General features: G+C 46.0%; 18 protein-coding genes. 8 read left to right on the top strand and 10 right to left on the bottom strand.

Features of this window, described 5'->3' with window-relative positions; translation table 11 throughout:
- From ICN36_RS00270 to ICN36_RS00255, 4 genes are all read left to right on the top strand, one after another.
- The coding region (locus ICN36_RS00270) for an IS1182 family transposase (RefSeq protein ID WP_255531179.1) at window positions 1-1,330 on the top strand (1,330 nt) is incomplete at its 5' end.
- Window positions 1,331-1,953: 623 nt separating this feature from the next.
- Entirely contained in the window at window positions 1,954-2,244 is a 291-nt protein-coding gene (locus ICN36_RS00265) for a co-chaperone GroES (protein ID WP_216226449.1), read from the top strand.
- Between the two features lie 28 nt (window positions 2,245-2,272).
- The gene (gene groL, locus ICN36_RS00260) at window positions 2,273-3,922 is read left to right on the top strand and encodes a chaperonin GroEL (protein WP_072582791.1); all 1,650 of its coding nucleotides are present in this window, start codon (window positions 2,273-2,275) and stop codon (window positions 3,920-3,922) included.
- A gap of 121 nt (window positions 3,923-4,043) precedes the next feature.
- Window positions 4,044-4,778, top strand: coding sequence for a hypothetical protein (locus ICN36_RS00255; protein WP_216226448.1), 735 nt, complete (start codon window positions 4,044-4,046; stop codon window positions 4,776-4,778).
- A 14-nt stretch (window positions 4,779-4,792) separates the two neighbouring features.
- Here the strand turns inward: ICN36_RS00255 and ICN36_RS00250 are convergent, their stop codons facing one another.
- The 4 genes from ICN36_RS00250 to ICN36_RS00235 all read right to left on the bottom strand — a co-directional run bounded on the left by ICN36_RS00250 (window position 4,793) and on the right by ICN36_RS00235 (window position 8,491).
- Complete coding sequence (locus ICN36_RS00250) at window positions 4,793-5,494, bottom strand: hypothetical protein (RefSeq protein WP_216226447.1); 702 nt, start codon at window positions 5,492-5,494, stop codon at window positions 4,793-4,795.
- 102 nt (window positions 5,495-5,596) lie between these two features.
- Entirely contained in the window at window positions 5,597-6,964 is a 1,368-nt protein-coding gene (locus ICN36_RS00245; protein WP_216226446.1) for an NAD(P)(+) transhydrogenase (Re/Si-specific) subunit beta, read from the bottom strand.
- A 33-nt stretch (window positions 6,965-6,997) separates the two neighbouring features.
- On the bottom strand, window positions 6,998-7,336 hold the full coding sequence (locus tag ICN36_RS00240; protein ID WP_216153301.1) for a proton-translocating transhydrogenase family protein: 339 nt from the start codon (window positions 7,334-7,336) through the stop codon (window positions 6,998-7,000).
- 24 nt (window positions 7,337-7,360) lie between these two features.
- Window positions 7,361-8,491, bottom strand: coding sequence for a Re/Si-specific NAD(P)(+) transhydrogenase subunit alpha (locus ICN36_RS00235; protein WP_216226445.1), 1,131 nt, complete (start codon window positions 8,489-8,491; stop codon window positions 7,361-7,363).
- Window positions 8,492-8,667: 176 nt separating this feature from the next.
- On the opposite strand from ICN36_RS00235, the gene mnmA reads away from it, so the two are divergent.
- Complete coding sequence (gene mnmA, locus ICN36_RS00230) at window positions 8,668-9,780, top strand: tRNA 2-thiouridine(34) synthase MnmA (RefSeq protein WP_216226444.1); 1,113 nt, start codon at window positions 8,668-8,670, stop codon at window positions 9,778-9,780.
- 72 nt (window positions 9,781-9,852) lie between these two features.
- Here the strand turns inward: mnmA and ICN36_RS00225 are convergent, their stop codons facing one another.
- Window positions 9,853-10,467: a glutathione S-transferase gene (locus ICN36_RS00225; RefSeq protein ID WP_216226443.1), complete on the bottom strand. Its 615-nt coding sequence runs from the start codon at window positions 10,465-10,467 to the stop codon at window positions 9,853-9,855.
- A gap of 95 nt (window positions 10,468-10,562) precedes the next feature.
- Between ICN36_RS00225 and purB the strand changes: the two genes are divergently transcribed.
- Together purB and ICN36_RS00215 are read left to right on the top strand one after the other, a co-directional pair.
- Window positions 10,563-11,942: an adenylosuccinate lyase gene (purB, locus tag ICN36_RS00220; protein WP_216226442.1), complete on the top strand. Its 1,380-nt coding sequence runs from the start codon at window positions 10,563-10,565 to the stop codon at window positions 11,940-11,942.
- Window positions 11,939-13,300 (top strand): 3-deoxy-D-manno-octulosonic acid transferase, encoded by a 1,362-nt coding sequence (locus ICN36_RS00215; RefSeq protein ID WP_216226441.1) that lies wholly within the window; start codon window positions 11,939-11,941, stop codon window positions 13,298-13,300. The genes purB and ICN36_RS00215 overlap by 4 nt, the downstream gene beginning before the upstream one ends.
- Window positions 13,301-13,311: 11 nt before the next feature.
- Here the strand turns inward: ICN36_RS00215 and secF are convergent, their stop codons facing one another.
- The 5 genes from secF to queA all read right to left on the bottom strand — a co-directional run bounded on the left by secF (window position 13,312) and on the right by queA (window position 18,836).
- A complete protein-coding gene (gene secF / locus ICN36_RS00210) occupies window positions 13,312-14,286 on the bottom strand; it encodes a protein translocase subunit SecF (protein ID WP_216226440.1) in 975 nt (324 codons plus the stop codon).
- Between the two features lie 3 nt (window positions 14,287-14,289).
- A complete protein-coding gene (gene secD / locus ICN36_RS00205) occupies window positions 14,290-16,149 on the bottom strand; it encodes a protein translocase subunit SecD (RefSeq protein WP_216226439.1) in 1,860 nt (619 codons plus the stop codon).
- A 25-nt stretch (window positions 16,150-16,174) separates the two neighbouring features.
- Window positions 16,175-16,501: a preprotein translocase subunit YajC gene (gene yajC / locus ICN36_RS00200; RefSeq protein WP_216226438.1), complete on the bottom strand. Its 327-nt coding sequence runs from the start codon at window positions 16,499-16,501 to the stop codon at window positions 16,175-16,177.
- Between the two features lie 134 nt (window positions 16,502-16,635).
- Window positions 16,636-17,793 carry a tRNA guanosine(34) transglycosylase Tgt gene (tgt, locus tag ICN36_RS00195; protein ID WP_216226437.1) on the bottom strand — a complete coding sequence of 386 codons (1,158 nt, stop codon included), beginning with the start codon at window positions 17,791-17,793 and terminating at the stop codon, window positions 16,636-16,638.
- Entirely contained in the window at window positions 17,790-18,836 is a 1,047-nt protein-coding gene (gene queA, locus ICN36_RS00190; protein WP_216226436.1) for a tRNA preQ1(34) S-adenosylmethionine ribosyltransferase-isomerase QueA, read from the bottom strand. Before queA ends, tgt begins: the two co-directional genes overlap by 4 nt.
- A 30-nt stretch (window positions 18,837-18,866) precedes the next feature.
- On the opposite strand from queA, the gene recG reads away from it, so the two are divergent.
- Window positions 18,867-20,954 carry an ATP-dependent DNA helicase RecG gene (recG, locus tag ICN36_RS00185; RefSeq protein ID WP_216226435.1) on the top strand — a complete coding sequence of 696 codons (2,088 nt, stop codon included), beginning with the start codon at window positions 18,867-18,869 and terminating at the stop codon, window positions 20,952-20,954.
- The last annotated feature ends 7 nt before the right edge of the window (window positions 20,955-20,961 follow it).

Raw genomic sequence — 20,961 nt, 5'->3', positions numbered from 1 at the left:
CTTGTTTGTCGACCAGCTTGATTTAGCCAGCTTAGGTTTTGAAGGAGTAGTTCCTGCTGATACTGGTAGGCCGTCCTATCATCCTGCAGTGCTGTTGAAATTGTATGTCTATGGATACCTTAACCGTATTGCATCGACTCGTCGCCTTGAAACCGAAGCGCTACGTAATGTTGAACTCATGTGGCTCATTACCCGCTTAGCTCCTGACTTTAAGACCATCGCGAACTTCCGCAGGGAGAACGGCAAAGCCATCCGTAAAGTCTGCGCCCAGTTTATTGAGTTGTGCCGCCAGATGAATTTATTTGCCGACGCGATGGTGGCAGTCGATGGCAGTAAATTTAAAGCCGTGAACAGCTCCGATCAGAACTTCACCCAGGCCAAGATCAAACGTCGTATCCAAGAAGCTGAAGCGAGTATTGCGCAGTATTTAAAAGACTTAGAGGCAGCTGATCTGCGTTCACCTGCAGGGTCCACGCCACATCAAGTTCGGTTGGCTGAGCGTATCGAGTTGTTTAAAGCGCAGATGGCACAGCTACAAGCTATTGAAGAAAAAGTACAAGCAGCACCAGATAAACAGATCTCCATGAGTGATCCCGATGCCCGGTCGATGCAACACCGTGGAGGCGGTATCGTGGGCTATAACGTACAGGCAGCCGTGGACACGAAGAACCATCTCATCGTAGCCCATGAGTTAACTAATGTCGGGCATGATCGCAGTAGCCTAGCTAAGATAGCAAACCAAGTCAAAGAAGCGCTGCAAGTAACGCAGCTGACCGTAGTGGCAGACAAGGGTTATTACAGTGGTGAACAAATCAAAGACTGTATGGACTTGGGTGTCACTCCCATCATGCCTAAATGTAAAACGTCTAGCAATCGATCTAGTGGCCTGTTTGATAAGAATGCGTTTATCTACCACCCTGATAAAAATGAATACGAGTGCCCTGCAGGGCAAGTATTAATAGAGCGCTTTAAAACGGTAGAACATGGCAAGAACCTGATTGCCTACTGGAGCTCGAGCTGCAAAACCTGCGCCTTAAAGCCTCAGTGCACTACCGGAACAAACAGAAGAGTCAAGCGCTGGGAACATGAAGCAATGCTAGATCAAATGCAGGACAACCTAGAAGCCATGCCTGATGCGATGAAAATTAGGCGTTGCACGATTGAGCATACTTTTGGCACACTCAAGAGCTGGATGGGGGCAACGCACTTCTTAACCAAAACCAAAGAGCACGTCAGTACAGAAATGAGTCTACATATCCTGGCTTACAACCTTAAACGAGTGATGAACATCATGGGTAGCAGCAATCTAATGAAGGCGATGGCGACATAAGGCGAAAGCCTTACTCAATCCGTAATAAACAGGCCTGAGTAACGCCTCTACGAGGCGTTAATAAAAAACCAATATTTACCGAAACAGGATGCTTGAGCCCCTCAGGGCGCTTTATTGAGAAACCTAAACCCGTGTGCACGCTCTAAATCGAAATTAATGGAAGTATTTTGGGTTTTTACACAGCCTCGGCCGATCTCCGCCCCACAGGAATCCTAAATACTCTATTTTGAATGACTGCAATTGAATGAAAAGCGGTCGGCACCTAATTAACCGTTGCCGTGACTTTGGTTGCTGACGGCATTATTTACAGAAAAATTAGATAACTTCCCTCAATAAATATTCGCCTATATTTAATGTCAAAATTTGTGGAAAAATCATATCTCTATGATTTTTATGGATTTCTCAGTTCAATCACGGGTATCCAGAGTTCAATCCTTAAGAAACTCCAACATCTGCCCTTGAAATCCTGGGATTCAGACCTATATAATCAGCACTCCCTACACGCGAGTGCTAAAAAGGTAATTTATAACTAAATAACCTTTGGTTTCCGTGTGAAGAGATTATAAATCATTGATTTATATAGTTTATTTAAATAGTTAACACTTACTAACATAGGAGAAGAGATGAATTTGCGTCCTTTACATGATCGCGTAATCGTCAAGCGTTTAGATCAAGAATCAAAAACTGCTTCCGGAATCATCATTCCTGACGCTGCTGCAGAAAAGCCTGATCAAGGTGAAGTTTTGGCAGTAGGCCCAGGCAAGCGCGATGACAGCGGCAAATTAAATGCACCTGACGTCAAAGTAGGCGACCGTGTGTTGTTTGGTAAATATGCAGGTCAAACAGTAAAAGTTGACAGCGAAGAACTCATCGTGATGCGTGAAGACGACATCATGGCTGTTGTACAGAAGTAATTTCGGTATTTAAGAGAGGAATTTAATTATGGCAGCAAAAGACGTTGTATTTGGAGATAGCGCACGTACCAAGATGGTCGAAGGCGTAAATATTCTTGCTAATGCAGTGAAAACAACTTTGGGACCAAAAGGTCGCAATGTGGTGATCGAGCGTTCATTCGGTGGACCAACTATCACTAAAGATGGTGTATCCGTTGCAAAAGAAATTGAACTTAAAGACAAGCTCCAGAATATGGGCGCGCAGATGGTTAAGGAAGTTGCTTCCAAAACTGCTGACATCGCTGGTGACGGTACAACTACCGCTACTGTTTTGGCTCAGTCTATCGTTCGTGAAGGCATGAAATATGTAGTTTCAGGCCACAATCCAATGGATTTGAAGCGCGGTATTGATAAGGCTGTTGCAGCCGCTATTCAAGAGCTCGCAAAAATCAGCAAGCCTTGCACCACTACTAAAGAAATTGCTCAAGTTGGTTCCATCTCTGCAAACAGCGACCACAGTATTGGTCAGCGCATTGCAGAAGCAATGGAAAAAGTAGGTAAAGAAGGTGTTATCACTGTTGAAGATGGCAAGTCATTAGAAGACGAGCTTGAAGTAGTGGAAGGTATGCAGTTTGATCGCGGTTATCTTTCTCCATACTTTATCAATCAACCAGAAAAACAAGTTGCTGTATTGGAAAGCCCGTACGTACTCTTGTTTGACAAAAAGATTGCTAACATCCGTGATTTACTCCCAGTACTCGAGCAAGTAGCGAAGTCTGGCCGTCCATTGTTGATCATTGCAGAAGATGTTGAAGGTGAAGCCTTGGCAACTTTAGTTGTGAATAACATTCGCGGCATTATTAAGACTTGTGCTGTTAAGGCTCCAGGTTTTGGTGATCGTCGTAAAGCCATGTTAGAAGACATCGCGATTTTGACTGGCGGTACAGTAATCGCTGAAGAAATTGGTCTCACACTCGAGAAAACTACTCTTGAGCACTTAGGCCAAGCGAAGCGTATCGAAGTAGGCAAAGAAAACACCATCATTATTGATGGTGCTGGCGATGCTAAAGCGATTGAAGCTCGCGTGAAGAACATTCGTGTTCAGATCGAAGAAGCAACTAGCGACTACGATAAAGAAAAATTGCAAGAGCGCGTAGCTAAGTTGGCTGGCGGTGTTGCAGTGATTCGTGTTGGTGCTGCTACTGAAGTAGAGATGAAAGAGAAGAAGGCTCGTGTTGACGACGCATTGCATGCTACTCGTGCAGCTGTGGAAGAAGGCATTGTTCCTGGCGGTGGTGTAGCGTTGATTCGTGCAATGCAAGGCATCAAGGGCTTGAAAGGCGACAACGCCGATCAAGACGCTGGTATCAGCATCGTATTGCGCGCTATGCAAGAGCCATTGCGTACGATCGTTAGTAACGCTGGTGAAGATGCTGGTGTGGTTGTTAATGCTGTACAAGCAAGCACAGGTAATAACGGCTACAACGCGGCAACTGGTGAATACGGTGACCTCGTTGCACAAGGTGTTATTGACCCAACTAAAGTAACAAAAACAGCATTGGTAAATGCGGCTTCTGTTGCTGGCTTGTTGTTGACAACCGATTGCGCAATCTCCGAAGCACCAAAAGATGAATCTGCTGGTGGTATGCCTGATATGGGCGGTATGGGTGGAATGGGTGGAATGGGCGGCATGATGTAATAGTCGTTAATTTCCTCAGCCATCAAGCTGTAGAAACAAGAGCGCCTGGTTCAAAAGACCGGGCGCTTTTTATTTATAGGAGTAAGCTGTACCCAACTTTAACTTTGGAGTGGTTGTTAATATGGCTAGTCGCAATCGAACAACCTCCCTCATTTCAATCTTCTTGCTCTTGATGGGCTTTTTATTTACCACCAAGTCTGTGGTTGCACAATCGGTTGATACTCAGCCGGTATTTCAAAAAAGTGTCTCGAATCTACGTAACCAGCGTTATTGCGAAGTTCTGCTGGGTAAGCGTACGTGGCTAAAGCTAGAGGTTAAGGTATTTAATACTCAAGGGCTCAATCACTGCCCTGAAGCGCAGTGGAATACTTTAACGAAAGAGTCCATTGAAAAGACTTTCGATGTCTCTTTTGTTGTACTCAATGGACCGCGCTATTGGACCATGGATGAAATTCAGGCGGCAGGCAGTACTGTTAGTGATGTAAAAGAATCCTTTGGCGGAATTGAAATGAATTTACGGGCAACAATCCAGTTGAGTTTGCTCAAGCAATTGATGGGCAGTAAACAATACACCCCAAATGAAATTGTCCGCACCACCAATTTTATTTATAGGGCTGGCAGTGCTATTTATGAGTTAACCTCTCCTGGAGGCGACGTTTATGTGATGCAGTCTTATTCGCAAATAGTCAATCCTGCGCTCAGCATGAAAGATCTCCCAGTATTGGGTGAGCAACTGAAATTACCTGCAGGCTGGACTTATCGAAGCCGTGTACTTGATCAAGACCTTTCTTTGGTAGCTAATGGTATTGCCTATGTACTGCAGGACAATTTATCCAATAGCTACCAGAGAAGATAGATAAGCTCTACGGCTTATTGCATTAAAGTTTGAGCTCTCAATAGATCTGCATTAAAAGTCTCGTATGGAAATAATTCATTAGGGAACTCTAGTGCGAAGATGACATAGAGAGCGAAGCCCATTAGCCCAAGGGAGATAAAAGTTAAAAACCAATCTTCTTCATTCTTGACTGCCATGGCGTAACCGCTTAAAAGCGCGCCAATCGATAAGAGGGCAAATAAGAAGCGCTCAAGTATTACAGGGGGATGGTGCCTAGCATTTAACATCCCATCCCTTAAGACTTCCATGAGGTTATCCGCTTGGGGCCGCAAGATCTTGTCTGCTAATTCCCTGTTGCCAATGGGTGCGCGAGGAATGCTCAACATCATTAATTCATTAAACTCGTTTAACTTATCGCCAAGGCGAGTGATATTTGCATTCAGAGCGTCGAATGTATTGACCTCTTGAAACATCGCAAGACGATCTGCAAGAATTTCTTTGAGAGACTTGTGTACTTCATTCTGATCTCTTGGATTAAGGTACTTGCTCGATTGATAGACTTGGGTAATGGCATCCGCTTGTGCGCGAATAAGGCTAATGCGCTTATCGAAATGCTCATTTGCGCCTGAGAATGTAAAACCGAGAACCAGCGCCGATAATCCAAAGATAGCAGATGCAAAAAATATTAGGGGTGCATACTTAACAATGTTGAGGTGATTCCCAGTGAAATTTGGCATAGCAAGCTCTTATAAGGTGATGAGGCTTTATTGAGGATTTTGTTTAGTGTAATAAAAAACCGCCCGAAGGCGGTCATTTATTCAAAAGCCTTGAGAACCGGTTTATTCAACCGCCTTAACCATCTCTTCAACCACCTTCTTCGCATCACCGAAGACCATCATGGTTTTATCCATGTAGAAGAGTTCGTTATCTAGGCCTGCATAACCAGCTGCCATCGAACGCTTGTTCACAATAATAGTCTTAGCTTTAAAAGCTTCCAAGATCGGCATACCAAAAATTGGGCTACCAGGCGTACGTGCAGCAGGGTTCACCACGTCATTCGCACCAAGGACTAACACTACGTCAGCCTGACCAAAGTCGCTATTGATATCTTCCATCTCAAATACTTGATCGTATGGAACTTCAGCTTCAGCCAAGAGTACGTTCATATGACCAGGCATACGGCCCGCCACTGGGTGAATCGCGTATTTCACAGTCACGCCATGATGTGTCAGCTTTTCAGTTAATTCTTTCAATGCGTGTTGAGCACGAGCCACTGCCAAGCCATAACCTGGAACGATGATTACAGTGTCAGCATTTTCCATCAGGAAAGCAGCATCTTCAGGTGAGCCTGTTTTGTAGTTCTTAGGGCTACCATCATCAGCACCGCCAGCTGCCGCTTCAGCACCAAAGCCGCCGAGCAATACAGCCAGAATGGATCGGTTCATCGCCTTACACATGATGTAAGACAGAATGGCGCCAGATGAACCAACGCAAGCACCCGCAATAATCAATACTGGGTTGTTCAATGTGAAACCAATACCAGCTGCAGCCCAACCAGAGTAACTATTAAGCATGGATACAACCACCGGCATATCAGCACCGCCGATAGGGATGATCAATGTCACGCCCAATACCAAAGCAATGGCACACATCGCCAAGAAAGCTGCGTGGCTATCACCCATGTAATATGCAATACCAGCGCCCACCATTGATACAGCCAAGATTAGGTTTAATAAGTGCTGACCAGCAAAGCTCACAGGCTTGCCGCTAACCTTGCCAGATAGTTTACCGAATGCAATTACAGACGCAGTAAAGGTAATAGCGCCAATAAACGCCCCAATGAAGAGTTCTATCTTCTGTGCGCCAGTATGATCATGCGCTGGATTAAATACAGCAGCAATTGCAATTAATACAGCTGACAAGCCTACGAAGGAGTGCATTAAAGCAACTAGCTCGGGCATCTTGGTCATTTGCACGCGCTTAGCAGCGATGGTTCCAATAATGGCGCCACCCACAATTGCAACACCAATTAAAGAGAGAACTGGTTTGAAATCAGGGATGAAGAAAGTGGTGATGACTGCTAACAACATACCAATCATGCCGAAAGTATTGCCTTGGCGTGAAGTGGTTGGTGAGGATAGGCCACGCAAAGCGAGGATGAACAACACCGATGAAATGAGATAAGAAATAGCGGTTATGTTTGACATAGTTTTGGTCTCTATATTGGTCTTGTTCTAGGTTTATTTGGATCCAGCCGCATCAGCTTTAGGAGCTTTTTTCTTGAACATTTCAAGCATGCGACGGGTGACCATAAAGCCACCAAAAATATTGATCGATGCGAGGAATACCGCTACTGCACCAATGATGCTGGTGAGAGTGATTTCATCGCCACCGATGACTTCAGTTTGCAACAATGCGCCAACAATGATGATGCCGGAGATGGCATTGGTCACCGCCATTAAAGGCGTATGCAATGCCGGGGTAACGTTCCAAACTACGTGATAGCCAACAAAAATGGCCAACACAAACACGGTAATGTTTTGAACGGTGAGGATACTTTGAAAGGCAGCGAGATCCATAGTGTTTCCTTAGTATTTGTACTATTAGTTTTTGCGGATGGCTTGACCATCACGACACATTAAGCAAGCAGTAACGATGTCATCATCACTTGGGATAACTAACTTTGCTTCTTTATCCACAATAAGTTTCATGAAATCGAGCAAGTTGCGTGAGTAAAGTGCAGAAGCGTCTGCTGCAACCATGCTGGCTAAATTGGTGTAGCCAACAATCTTCACGCCATTCACATCAATTACTTTATCTGCTTGCGTTAACGGGCAGTTGCCTGAACCGTTATCACCCTTACCTGCAGCCAAGTCGATCACGATTGAGCCAGGCTTCATATTGGCAACAGTGTCGCTATGTAAAAGTACGGGCGGTTTACGTCCCGGAATCAATGCGGTAGTAATGACGATATCGGCTTGTTGGGCGCGCTCTGCAACCAAGGCGGCTTGGCGCTTCATCCATGCTTCAGGCATTGGACGGGCATAACCACCAACACCTTTTGCGATCTCACGCTCTTCATCAGTTTCGTAGGGAACATCAACAAACTTGGCGCCCAATGATTCGATTTGTTCCTTAGCTGCTGGACGTACATCAGATGCTTCAATCACTGCACCAAGACGTTTTGCAGTAGCAATTGCTTGCAAGCCAGCAACACCAGCGCCTAAAATAAGAATGCGAGCTGCTTTAACAGTTCCTGCAGCAGTCATCAGCATTGGCATAAAGCGTTGATATTCATTTGCTGCAACCAATACCGCTTTGTAACCAGCAATGTTTGCTTGAGAAGACAAAACGTCCATGCTTTGTGCGCGTGTTGTGCGTGGCGCAGCCTCTAAAGAGAATGCAGTAACACCTTGCGCAGCCATGGCTGAAATCATGTCGTTATCAAATGGATCGAGCATACCAAGCAGCACGGCGCCAGATTTAATCTGTTTTAGTTCAGGAGCCTCCGGTGCGCGTACTTTGAGAACAATCTCAGCACCAAATGCATCTGCGGCGCTACCAATAGTTGCGCCTACAGCTTCGTACATAGAGTCAGGTTGACTGGCTTTTACCCCGGCATCTTTTTGAATAACGACGGTATGACCTTGACCAATTAATTTTTTAACGGTTTCTGGTGTGGCGGCTACTCGAGTTTCCCCGGGCCTTGTTTCCAGTGGCACTCCTATGCGCATGGCATGTCTCCAAAAGCAAAATTTATAAAAAATCTATTTTAGTTAAATAGGGCAAATCGCACCTATTTACTCACCCCTAAGTCCTCATGCTCGGTTTTTGCCCAAAATTCTGTGAAATTAGGCTAAGACTTTTACAATATGGTTTGTCAGCTTATATTGAATTTTCGCATTTTTTGATGATCCCGCTCAATTCTTCCGCAATCCCGCCCTCCCAGCCCAAGAAAGTCGTTATTGGCATGTCTGGAGGGGTAGATTCGTCTGTTGCTGCCTGGATGCTCAAGGAGCAGGGCTTTGAAGTTATTGGCCTTTTTATGAAAAATTGGGAGGATGACGATAACGACGAGTACTGTTCGGCTCGTCAAGACTGGTTAGATGTGGTTTCAGTCGCCGATATGATCGGAATAGACGTTGAGGCGGTCAATTTTGCTGCCGAATATCGTGAGCGCGTATTCGCTGATTTCTTGCGCGAGTACGCTGCAGGGCGAACGCCCAATCCTGATGTTCTATGCAATGCTGAAATTAAGTTCAAGGCTTTCTTAGATCACGCTATGAATTTGGGCGCAGATGCTATTGCAACGGGGCACTATGCACGCGTTCGCCATGAGGCTGGCAAAGTAGAACTATTAAAAGCGGTTGATGCGAGTAAAGATCAAAGTTACTTCTTGCATCGCCTAACGCAGCAACAATTGGCAAATGTGATGTTCCCACTTGGAGAAATTCCAAAGACAGAGGTTAGGAAAATTGCAGAGCAGATTGGATTGCACAATGCTAAAAAGAAAGATTCCACTGGAATTTGTTTTATTGGTGAACGACCTTTTAGAGAGTTCTTAAATCGCTATTTGCCTCGTTTACCTGGTCCTATCAAAACGCCAGAAGGGAAGACAGTTGGTGAGCATATGGGCTTAGCCTTCTTCACCTTAGGTCAGCGCAAGGGCATTGGTTTGGGTGGCAGTCAAGACGGCAATGGTGACGCTTGGTACGTGGCGCGCAAGGATGTTCCTAATAACACCTTGTATGTAGCGCAAGGCCACGAACACCCATGGCTATTGGCTAACAAGTTATCTGCGATGGATGCCAGTTGGGTTTCTGGCGCGGCGCCAACACCTGGAAACTATTCAGCTAAGACGCGCTATCGCCAGGTAGACTCTGCTTGCGTATTGAGTGCTAGTGAAGAAGTGCTTAGTTTTGAATTGAGTTTTCCAGATGCGCAGTGGGCTGTTACTCCTGGACAATCTGCTGTTCTCTATGACGGGGATATTTGTTTGGGTGGCGGAATTATTTCCGCATAATTTTTAACAGCCAATAGCAGATACAAAAAAGCCAATCAGAGTTGATTGGCTTTTTGTTAAGCAGTAATTTGATTAAGCAGCAGGTGGTTCAGTTTCAATAAAAGAAGGCCGCTGCAATAATTTTTTATACAGACGATCTAAGTTTGGATACTGAGTTTGCCATTTGACTTCTGGGAATCGAAATAATAAATATCCGATGGCGCAACCCACAGCGATATCCGCCAATGTGATTTGATTGCCATGACACCAGGCATTCTCACCCAGTACTTCAGACATCTGACGAAGAGCAGCATCAATCTTGCCCATTTGGCGGTCATACCAAGTTTGGCTTTGTTGCTCGGCTGGGCGCAAGGTCCGTTCTAAACGAGCCAAAATGCCAGCATCCATAATGCCGTCTGCCAGCGCTTCCCAGGTTTTTACGGCAGCGCGTTCGCGGTTATCGGCCGGAATGAGCTTGCTTACAGGGCTTAGGCCATCGGCATATTCGGCGATGATGCGGGAGTCATAAATGGCCTCTCCATCGTCTGCAATGAGGCAAGGAACCTTCCCTAGGGGGTTGGTAAGGGCTATTTTGGTGTCTGCAGCCCAGACATTCTCTAATTCGAGGTCAACATCGACCTTTTTCTCATTAAAAACAATGCGTACTTTACGTACATAGGGGCTGGTAAGGGATCCGATTAGTTTCATGGCCTCAAGTATAGCCATCCTATTAGGGCTTTGCTGTACGCCGGAACGCATTAAAATCATCTTTTATTGACATATTCAATGTAAAGGCAATATTCGTGAGTCAGCCGCTTTCAACCCTTAATGCCCTTTCCCCCCTAGATGGCCGTTATGCCGGAAAACTGGATTCCTTGCGTCCATGGCTTTCCGAAGCCGCTTTTATGCGTCAGCGTGTTTTTGTGGAAATTCATTGGCTTTTGGCTTTAGCTGCTGCCGGCCTTCCTGACGTGCCAAAAATAAATGCCGCTGACGAAGCTTTTCTACTATCGCTGCCAGAAAATTTTTCTGATGCGGATGCTCAGCGCATTAAAGATATTGAAGCGGTAACAAATCATGACGTAAAAGCAGTTGAGTACTTCTTAAAAGAAAAAGTAGCAGGTCGACCTGATTTATTAAAAGCAAGTGAGTTCATTCACTTTGCCTGTACATCAGAAGACATCAATAACACCTCACATGGTTTGATGTTGCGTGGCGCCCGCGATGAAGTGCTCTTGCCTCAACTTCGTAAAGTGCTCTCTGTTTTGACTGACCTGGCACTCGAGCACGCTAAGGTACCTTTACTTTCTCGTACGCATGGACAGCCAGCCTCACCAAGTACCTTAGGTAAAGAGATTGCCAATATTGCCAAGCGTTTAGAACGTGCCATCGACTCTATTGCTGCAGCTCCCTTGCTCGGTAAGATGAATGGCGCAGTAGGTAACTACAACGCTCACATGTCGGCCTATCCTGATTTTGATTGGGAAAATTTTTCTAAGAACGTAGTTGAGAAGCGACTGGGTCTCACCTTCAATCCTTACACCATTCAAATTGAGCCGCACGATGGTATGGCTCAACTCTTTGATGCAATTGCACGTGCCAATACGATTCTCTTGGATATGGATCGTGACTTCTGGGCTTACATCTCTATTGGATACTTTAAGCAGCGCACGAAAGCAGGTGAGATTGGTTCATCCACGATGCCGCATAAAGTCAACCCGATTGATTTTGAAAACTCCGAAGGTAACTTGGGCGTGGCCAATGCGTTGCTGCGTCACCTTGCTGAAAAATTACCAATCTCTCGTTGGCAGCGTGATCTCACCGATTCCACCGTACTGCGCAATCTTGGACCCGCATTTGGGCATAGCGTATTGGCTTATGACAGTGCTTTGCGTGGCCTTGGGAAATTAGAGGTTAATCTTGCTGCGATCGCTGCTGATTTAGATGCATGTTGGGAAGTATTGGCTGAGCCTGTACAAACTGTGATGCGTCGCTACGGCATCGAGAATCCCTACGAGCAGTTAAAAGAATTGACCCGTGGCAAAGGTATTAATCAGGCAGATCTTCAAGCCTTTATTCGTGGTTTGAAGATTCCTGAGGATGCTAAGGCGCGCTTGCTGGAGATGACCCCATCTTCATACCTTGGTAAGGCGGTCGAATTGACCGAACGTCTCAAAAAGTGAGTTTGACTACCAATTCAGAATACGGGGCACGTCCCCGGATCTGGTTTGCTGCTTATCAATTGCTATGGCATCTCTTATTGCCTTTAGCGTTCATTCGTCTAGCTTGGCGTGCACGTCACGCCTTCCCCTACCTTCATCACATTCCTGAGCGATTGGGCTTTGGCTACAGCAAGCCTATTTCTCAAGGCTCTATTTGGATTCATGCCGTTTCAGTGGGTGAAACTCGCGCAGCTCAACCTTTGATTGATGCTTATTTAGCTAGAGGTGAATCCATTCTTCTCACGCATATGACTTTGAATGGGCGCCGCACTGGGAGGCAGTTATTTGCAAAAGAGATTGCTTCTGGACAAATTCGACAAGTCTATTTGCCTTATGACATTTGCTGGGCTGTTGAGCATTTCTTGAAGACCTTTAAACCAAAACTGGGCCTCTTCATGGAAACCGAGGCTTGGCCAACAGTAGTCTTTCGCTGCAAAGAGATTGGTTTGCCATTGTTCTTGGTTAATGCGCGTTTATCTGAGCGAAGTGCTCGTCGCGTCAATCGATTTGGTGAAGCAGGACGCGCTTTGTTTCAGGCTTTTGCGGGCATCTTGGCCCAAACCGAATTTGATGCGCAGCGTTACCGCAGCTTAGGTGTTGAAAATATTGTCATTACGGGCAATCTGAAGTTTGACGTTCCACTAGATCCTCAATTGCTGGCTAAGGGTAAAGAATGGCAGAAAGAGATGCATGCTGGAAATCGCATGATGGTGTGTGCTGCCAGTACGCGTGACGGGGAAGAGGCGATCATTCTGAGGGCCTGGAAGGATCTGCTTCTAAGTAATGCATTTACGATCCCTCCTTTAATTTGTTTAGTGCCACGTCATCCAGAGCGATTCACAGAGGTGGCAGATCAGATCAATGATGCAAGATTAAGATTTCGCCGTCGTAGTGAATGGTCTGATACTCCAAGTGAGTGTGCTGGTTTAGATGTTGTGCTTGGCGACTCTATGGGTGAGATGCCGCTGTATTACAGTGCTTCAGACTTGGTGCTCATGGGCGGTAGCCTATTACCATTTGGAGGTCAAAACCTGATTGAGGCATGCGCAGCTGGCTGCCCTGTTTTATTGGGCGAGCATACCTATAACTTTCAGCAGGCAGCTTTAGATGCGCTAGATAGCGGCGCAGCAAAACGTATCAAGGGCGAACTGCTCTTAACTGAACCAATTGCTTTGACAAAAGCTTTGAGGGAATTGCTGTTAAATGCTGCCGAGCTGGCAAAGATGAGTCTGGCTGCGAAGTCTTATTCAGCAGAACATCAAGGTGCAACTAAGAGAATCTTAGCTGCCCTTGATCGTCAAAACTTTTCTCTAAACTAAAAATTACTTAGTTAAACCCGTGCCCCAAAATTAGGGTCATCGTTACGGGCATTGTCATCAGGCTTTTTATCACCCTTGACCAAGTCTTCGCGTGTAACACCAAGCCACATGGCCAGGGCTGCTGCAACGAACACTGAAGAGTAAATACCAAACAAAATACCAATGGTCAGCGCTAAAGCGAAATAGAAGAGCGTTGGGCCGCCGAAGACCAGCATTGCCAAAACCATCATCTCGGTACTACCGTGCGTGATTACAGTGCGGCTGATAGTGCTGGTGATTGCGTTATCAATGATTTCACGGGTATTCATCTTGCGGTATTTGCGGAAGTTTTCGCGAATACGGTCAAAGATCACCACAGATTCGTTCACTGAGTAGCCTAGGACTGCCAGAACAGCTGCCAATACAGAGAGTGAGAACTCCCATTGGAAGAATGCGAAGAAACCCAGGATGATCACGATGTCATGCAAGTTCGCGATGATGCCCGCAACTGCAAACTTCCACTCAAAGCGGAATGAGAGGTAAACCACAATGCCGATGATGACAAACAGCAAAGCCATTAATCCATCGATTGCTAGCTCACGTCCAACCTGTGGGCCAACAAATTCTACGCGTTGAAGCTTTACACCTGTCGCTGCTGGGTCGAGAGCCTGCATCACTGCAGTACTTTGATCTGCCGAGGAAATGAGCTTGCCTTCAGCATCCCTTTGCAAAGGCAAACGAATCATCACATCACGTGAGCTACCAAAGTTCTGAATCTGAGTATCAGCATAGCCAAGATTTTCAACTTTTGATCGAATAGAGTCCAATGGTGCTGTCTGAGGATAGCTTACCTCCATGACCGTACCACCAGTAAATTCGATGGAGAGGTGCAGGCCGTTATGCCAAAGGAAAAAGACTGCTGCTAAAAAAGTAATTAAAGAAATCCCATTGAGCACCAATGCATGGCGCATGAAGGGAATATCTTTTTTAATCCGGAAAAATTCCATGGCTTATTTCTCCTGTGGGCGCCAAACTTGGCCAATAGCGAGTTTTTGAATCTTCTTATGTCTGCCGTACCAGAGGTTAACAAGGCCACGTGAGAAGAAAACAGCCGAGAACATTGAAGTCAGAATACCTAAGCAGTGAACTACTGCGAAACCTTTGATCGGACCTGAACCAAATGCTAGTAATGCTAGGCCAGCAATCAAAGTTGTTACGTTAGAGTCCAAAATGGTTGCCCAGGCTTTATCGAAGCCAACAGCAATTGCCGTTTGTGGTGCCGCACCATTGCGCAACTCTTCACGAATGCGTTCGTTAATCAACACGTTGGAGTCAATCGCCATACCCAGAGCTAGGGCCATCGCCGCAATACCAGGCAGGGTGAGCGTTGCTTGCAACATCGATAGTACTGAGATGAGTAATAGCAAGTTCACTGCCAAAGCAACAACTGAGAAGGTGCCAAACAGCAAGTAGTAGACCATCATGAAAATCGCGATTGCAGTAAAGCCAATCAAGAGTGACTTGAAACCTTTTTCAATATTTTCTGCACCCAGACTAGGTCCGATAGTGCGTTCTTCAATGATTTCCATTGGCGCCGCTAATGAGCCTGCACGCAATAAAAGTGCTAAGTCATTAGCGCTCTCGGTAGTCGGCTGACCGGTGATCTGGAACTTAGAGCCAAATTCGCTTTGAATAGTGGCAATGGTGAGAACTTCACCTTTGCCTTTTTCAAACAAGATCATACCCATTGGCTTGCCGATATTTTCACGGGTCACCTCTTGCATGACTCGACCACCAGCAGCATCTAAGGAGATGTTGACGGCAGGGCGTTGGTTTTGATCAAAGCCGGCACTTGCGTCAGTGATGCGATCACCACTGAAGATCACAGACTTTTTAAACACACCTAAACGATTTTCCCCAAAGCGGAATGTATCCATGCCTGGAGGAGGAGTTTCGCCTAAACCGATGGTCGATACCAAGGGGTCGGCTAAACGAGATTCGAGTGTTGCTGTGCGACCAATAATATCTTTGGCACGAGCTGTATCTTGAACGCCAGGTAATTGCACAACAATGCGCTCAGCACCTTGTTGTTGAATCACTGGCTCTTTGACTGCTAATTCATTTACACGCTTATTTAGCGTAATGATGTTTTGCTTAACGGCGTTATCTTGAATGGCTTTTAAGGCTGATGGCTTAAATTCACCTATCAATTTAGGCAGGGAGCCGTTTGATTTTATGAGCCAAATTAGTTCAGGTTGAGCTGTTGTTAGCAATGAGCGTGCTTGTTCAGCATCATCTGCATTGGCAAAGTTAATAGAAATAAAGTCAGCGCCACGCTCAATACCTTGGTGACGAATGCTCTTATCACGTAATTGACTGCGAATATCCGTTGCTAAGGAAGTGACTTTCTTTTGAACCGCACCCTTCATATCGACTTGCAAGAGGAAGTAGACACCTCCACGCAAGTCAAGACCCAAGGGCATTGGCAATGCGTTAATTGCACTTAGCCAGCTCGGCGTATTGGACAGTAGATTTAAGGCAACTGTGTAATTAGGATCGTTTTGATCAATATTTAACTTTTGCTGCAATAGATCGCGTGCGCGCAGTTGAATATCTGTGTTGTTAAAACGAACTTTGATGGAGCCTACCTTACCAGCGTTCTCAAAGAATATGCCAGTGTTATTGATACTTGCTTCTGTCAAAATCTTTTCTACACGAGCCTGTGTTGCCAAATCAACCTTGATGGTTGGTTTGGCAGACGAGACTTGAACCGCTGGAGCCTCACCATAGAAATTGGGTAATGAATATAGTCCGCCGATCAGCAATGCAACAGCGATGACTAGATATTTCCAGAGAGGGTAGCGATTCATATAGAGAGACTTTTAAACAAACTAATTAAGCAGACTTCAGTGTGCCTTTTGGCAATACTGTAGTGATGGCACCTTTTTGCATCTGCACTTCAGTGCCAGAAGAAATTTCAACGGTAACCACTTGATCTTTTAATGCTGTTACTTTGCCCATGATGCCGCCAACTGTAACCACTTCATCGCCAACGCTTAATGATGCAAGCATGGCTTTGGTTTCTTTTTGACGCTTCATCTGTGGGCGAATCATGATGAAATACAACACTGCAAACATCAAGACCAAAGGAAGGAAGCTCATCAGGCCACCAGAATCTGCGCCCGCTGCAGGAGCTTGGGCAAATACATTACTAATCCACATACAAAACCTCCATTAATTACCAATTAAAAACTGCTGAATTTTTCGACCCGCAAACCTTAGGTCGTAACCCGCAATTCTAAACTGTGTGGGGCTTTGGGGGTGATTTGCAGGGGGTTTTGCCCCCCGTGGGGCTATTAGTCTTGTCCGGGCTCAACGCCACGTTGGCGATTACTATGAAATTCCTCGCGATAAGCGCTAAATCGGTCCTTGCCAAGGGCTTCCCGCACCTCCGTCATGAGTTGGAGATAGTAGGATAGGTTGTGGATGGTATTGAGTTGCGAACCCAGGATCTCATTGGCCTTTTGGAGGTGATTTAGATAGGATCTGGTGAAGTTTTGGCAGGTATAGCAGGCGCAGGTAGGGTCTACAGGGCGATCATCGTCCTTGTACCCCGAGTTACGCAGCTTCAGGTCGCCAAACCGTGTAAAGAGCCAGCCATTACGGGCATTGCGAGTAGGCATAACGCAGTCAAACATATCAATACCAAGACTAACGCCCAAAATCAGGTCTTCTGGTGTGCCAACGCCCATTAAATAATGAGGCATATGTTCTGGCAACTTTGGAGCGGTGAAGTTCAGAATGCGCTCAAACTCTGGTTTTGGTTCGCCAACTGAGAGTCCCCCAATGGCAATCCCATCAAAACCTTGCTGACTAACAGCATCCAAAGAAAATTCACGGAGACTCTCAAACATGCCACCTTGAACGATGCCAAAGAGTCTGTTGCCAGTATTCAATTCACGAAAACGTTTGAGGGAGCGATCACCCCACCGCAAGGACATCTCTAATGAGGCGCGAGCTGTTTTTTCAGAAGTGGGCTGACCTTTGATTTCGTATGGAGTGCATTCATCAAATTGCATCGCAATATCACTATTGAGTACCGCCTGAATTTCCATCGAAACTTCTGGCGACATAAATAATTTATCGCCATTAATCGGTGAAGCAAAAGTCACGCCCTCTTCGGAGATCTTACGTAATGCCCCTAAGCTAAATACCTGAAAGCCACCTGAGTCAGTAAGAATGGGTTTGTCCCAACCCATGAACCGATGGAGGCCGCCATGTTTTTTGATGACGTCCAATCCTGGTCGTAACCAGAGATGAAATGTGTTGCCTAAAATAATTTGCGCCTTCGCCTCATTCAAATCACGAGGCGTCATGGCTTTCACGGTGCCATAGGTTCCCACTGGCATAAAAATAGGCGTTTGCACACTTCCGTGTGGAAGATCAAGCTGACCAAGACGGGCGGGGCTTTGCGAGTCGCGTGCCAGGATATTGAAGTGAACAGGTTTGGTCATGGCTTTGTATTCTCGAGTCGACAAAGAAACATCGCATCTCCATAGCTGAAGAAACGATACTTCTGATGAATGGCATGTTGATAAGCGGCGCGAATATTATTCATTCCTGCAAAAGCGCTCACCAACATTAATAAAGTAGATTTTGGCAGATGAAAGTTTGTTAACAAGCAATCAACGGTTTTAAATTGATATCCTGGGGTAATAAAGAGATTGGTCTCGCCGCTGCTTTGCCCGCTGGCTGCCTGGCTCTCTAGGGCGCGCAGACTTGTAGTGCCTACCGCAATGACTCTCCCCCCATTTTTCTTGGTAGCCGCTATTGCTTCTAAGGTTTCATTGGGAATGGAGTACCACTCGTAGTGCATCTTATGTTTTGAGAGATCTTCTTCACGTACCGGCGTAAATGTTCCTGCACCGACATGCAGGGTGACCGTTGCTTGACTGACGCCTAACTCTTTTAGCCTTTGCAAAATGGGTTCATCAAAATGCAAGCCCGCTGTGGGGGCAGCTACCGCACCCGGATTTTTGGCGACTACTGTTTGATATCGCTGGGCATCTTCACCATCGGGTTGATGCTCGATATAGGGAGGAAGAGGTAGCTCACCAAAGCGCTCAAGCAATGAAAAGACATTGTCAGGGAAACGAACCTCGTAAAAACGTCCGTCATATCCAATCATCTCGACAGGGAAGGTTTCGCCAGCCTGATTGTGGATATGAACAAGGGTTCCAGTTTTAGGTACCTTAGAGGCTCTAATTTGTACCCAAGCCTGTTTTTCTCCGCTAATGCGTTCAATGAGTAATTCAACATTCCCGCCAGTCTCTTTTTTGCCGTGTAGTCTCGCAGGAATAACCTTAGTATCGTTAAAGACAAATAAGTCCCCAGCCTGAACAATGCTCAGAATGTCCTTAAACTGTCGATCTACTAATTGGACGTGATTTGGCCCATCAGCCTTGACCTCTAAGAGGCGGCTATCGGTTCTATTCGCCAAGGGATGCTGGGCGATTAGTTCGGCAGGAAGTTCGTAATTGAAGTCAGCAAGTTGCATAGCATTACCATCAGGTATTAGATTTTAACGATGACTACTAAACAAGCGCCAAGCACACTCCAAAAGATGGGTTTAGACAGCCCTATGGCCCTTGCTTTGCACTTGCCATCCCGTTATGAGGATGAGACTGAGCTACTTACCATCGAGGAAGCGATTGCCCAGGGTAGATTTAACTCAGCCCAGACCCAGGGGGTAGTCATCCGCAATCAGGTCTTGTTCCGGCCGAGAAGACAGATGATCGTCACTATTGAGGATGAGACTGAAACCTTAAATCTACGTTTTCTCAATTTCTATCCAAGTCAGCAAAAGCAGATGGCGGTAGGGACCCATGTTCGAGTGCGAGGTGAGGTACGAGAGGGTTTCCAAGGATCAGAAATGGTGCATCCTACTGTGCGAGCTGTAGCTCCAGAAGCTCCTTTACCGGCTAGCTTGACTCCTGTGTACCCGGCAAGCGTTGGTGTATCACAAACCATTATTCGTAAAGCGGTGACAAAAGCTTTGCACGACCCAAGTCTGCAAGATAGCTTGGCGGAGTTCTTGCCTAAAAAATTGATGGGGGAGTTATTGCCAAGCAATGACTGGCCAAATTTACAAGCAGCGATTACCTACTTACATCAACCGCCTGCAGATGCTAATACTGAGTCGTTACTAGAGCGAACTCACCCTGCGTGGCGTCGGGTTCAATTTGAAGAGCTCCTTGCGCAGCAAATCTCTTTAAAGAGAGCGCATGCGATTCGTCGAGAGCGGCATGCGCCAAGCTTTGAAAAAATACAGGACGAGAATAAAGAGAAAAATAAAAAGCAAAGTGTTGAAGAGGGTTTGTTGAAGGTTTTGCCCTTTAAATTAACCAGCGCACAAGAACGTGTTTGGTCAGAAATTAGTCATGACCTCTCGAAATCTTTTCCAATGAACCGCCTTTTGCAGGGGGACGTGGGTAGTGGTAAGACTGTAGTAGCGGCCTTAGCTGCGGCGCGGGTAATGGATCATGGTTATCAAGCCGCCATAATGGCCCCTACTGAGATATTGGCTGAGCAGCATTATCTCAAAATGAAAGAATGGTTTGAGCCGCTAGGCGTCGAGATCGCCTGGCTATCTGGCAGCCTGAAAGCGAAAGAAAAAAGACTGGCGCAAGAGGCAATCGAAAATGGCAAAGCCCAACTGATCATTGGTACGCATGCCCTCATTCAAGAGAAGGTGAGTTTTGCTAAATTGGGCTTAGCGGTAATTGATGAGCAACATCGCTTTGGTGTGAGACAGCGTTTAGAAATTCAGCAGCGTGTTGGCTCAGAATTGTTTTACTGTCATCAGTTGATGATGTCCGCTACTCCTATTCCTCGTACGCTAGCGATGACCTATTACGCTGACTTAGATGTTTCTGTGATTGATGAATTACCTCCCGGAAGAAAGCCCATTGCCACTAAAGTTGTTAAAGCCAGTCGCCGTGATGAAGTTATTGGCGGTTTACAAAGTTGGCTATCAAAAGGGCTGCAAGCATATTGGGTATGTCCTCTCATTGAAGAGTCGGAGGTACTGCAATTGCAAACCGCAGTTGAGAGTTTTGAGCAGCTCACGCAGGCTCTACCTGGCTTTAAGGTTGGCTTAGTGCATGGCAGACTAAAGGCGGAGGAAAAAGCGGCTGTTATGGCTGCCTTTAAAGCAAATGAAATTCAGCTTTTGGTAGCAACTACGGTAATAGAGGTTGGAGTTGATGTCCCCAATGCAGCACTGATGGTGATTGAGCACGCCGAGCGTTTTGGCTATGCTCAGATTCATCAGCTGCGTGGGCGTGTGGGTAGGGGTTCTGCGGATTCAGTTTGTATTCTGATGTATGCCGAGCCGCTTTCAATGGCTGCTAAAGAGCGTTTACAAACCTTGCGTGAAACATCGGATGGATTTGTAATAGCTGAAAGAGACTTGTCACTACGTGGTCCTGGTGAATTACTTGGTGCCAAACAATCTGGTGATGCCATGCTGCGTTTTGTAGATTTACAACGCGACGCTTGGTTGATCGAGTTAGCCCAGCAGGCAGCAGAGCGCTTACTTGTTGAGCATGCGGATTTGGTGGAGCGACATTTAGAGCGTTGGCTCGGATCTCGTGCGGAATTTTTAAAGGCTTGATAATTAC

The organism is Polynucleobacter sp. UK-Gri1-W3, assembly GCF_018881595.1.
Classification (GTDB): Bacteria; Pseudomonadota; Gammaproteobacteria; order Burkholderiales; family Burkholderiaceae; genus Polynucleobacter.
The sequence above is the reverse complement of the archived record's forward strand: the minus strand, read 5'-3'. Positions and strand labels throughout refer to the sequence as shown.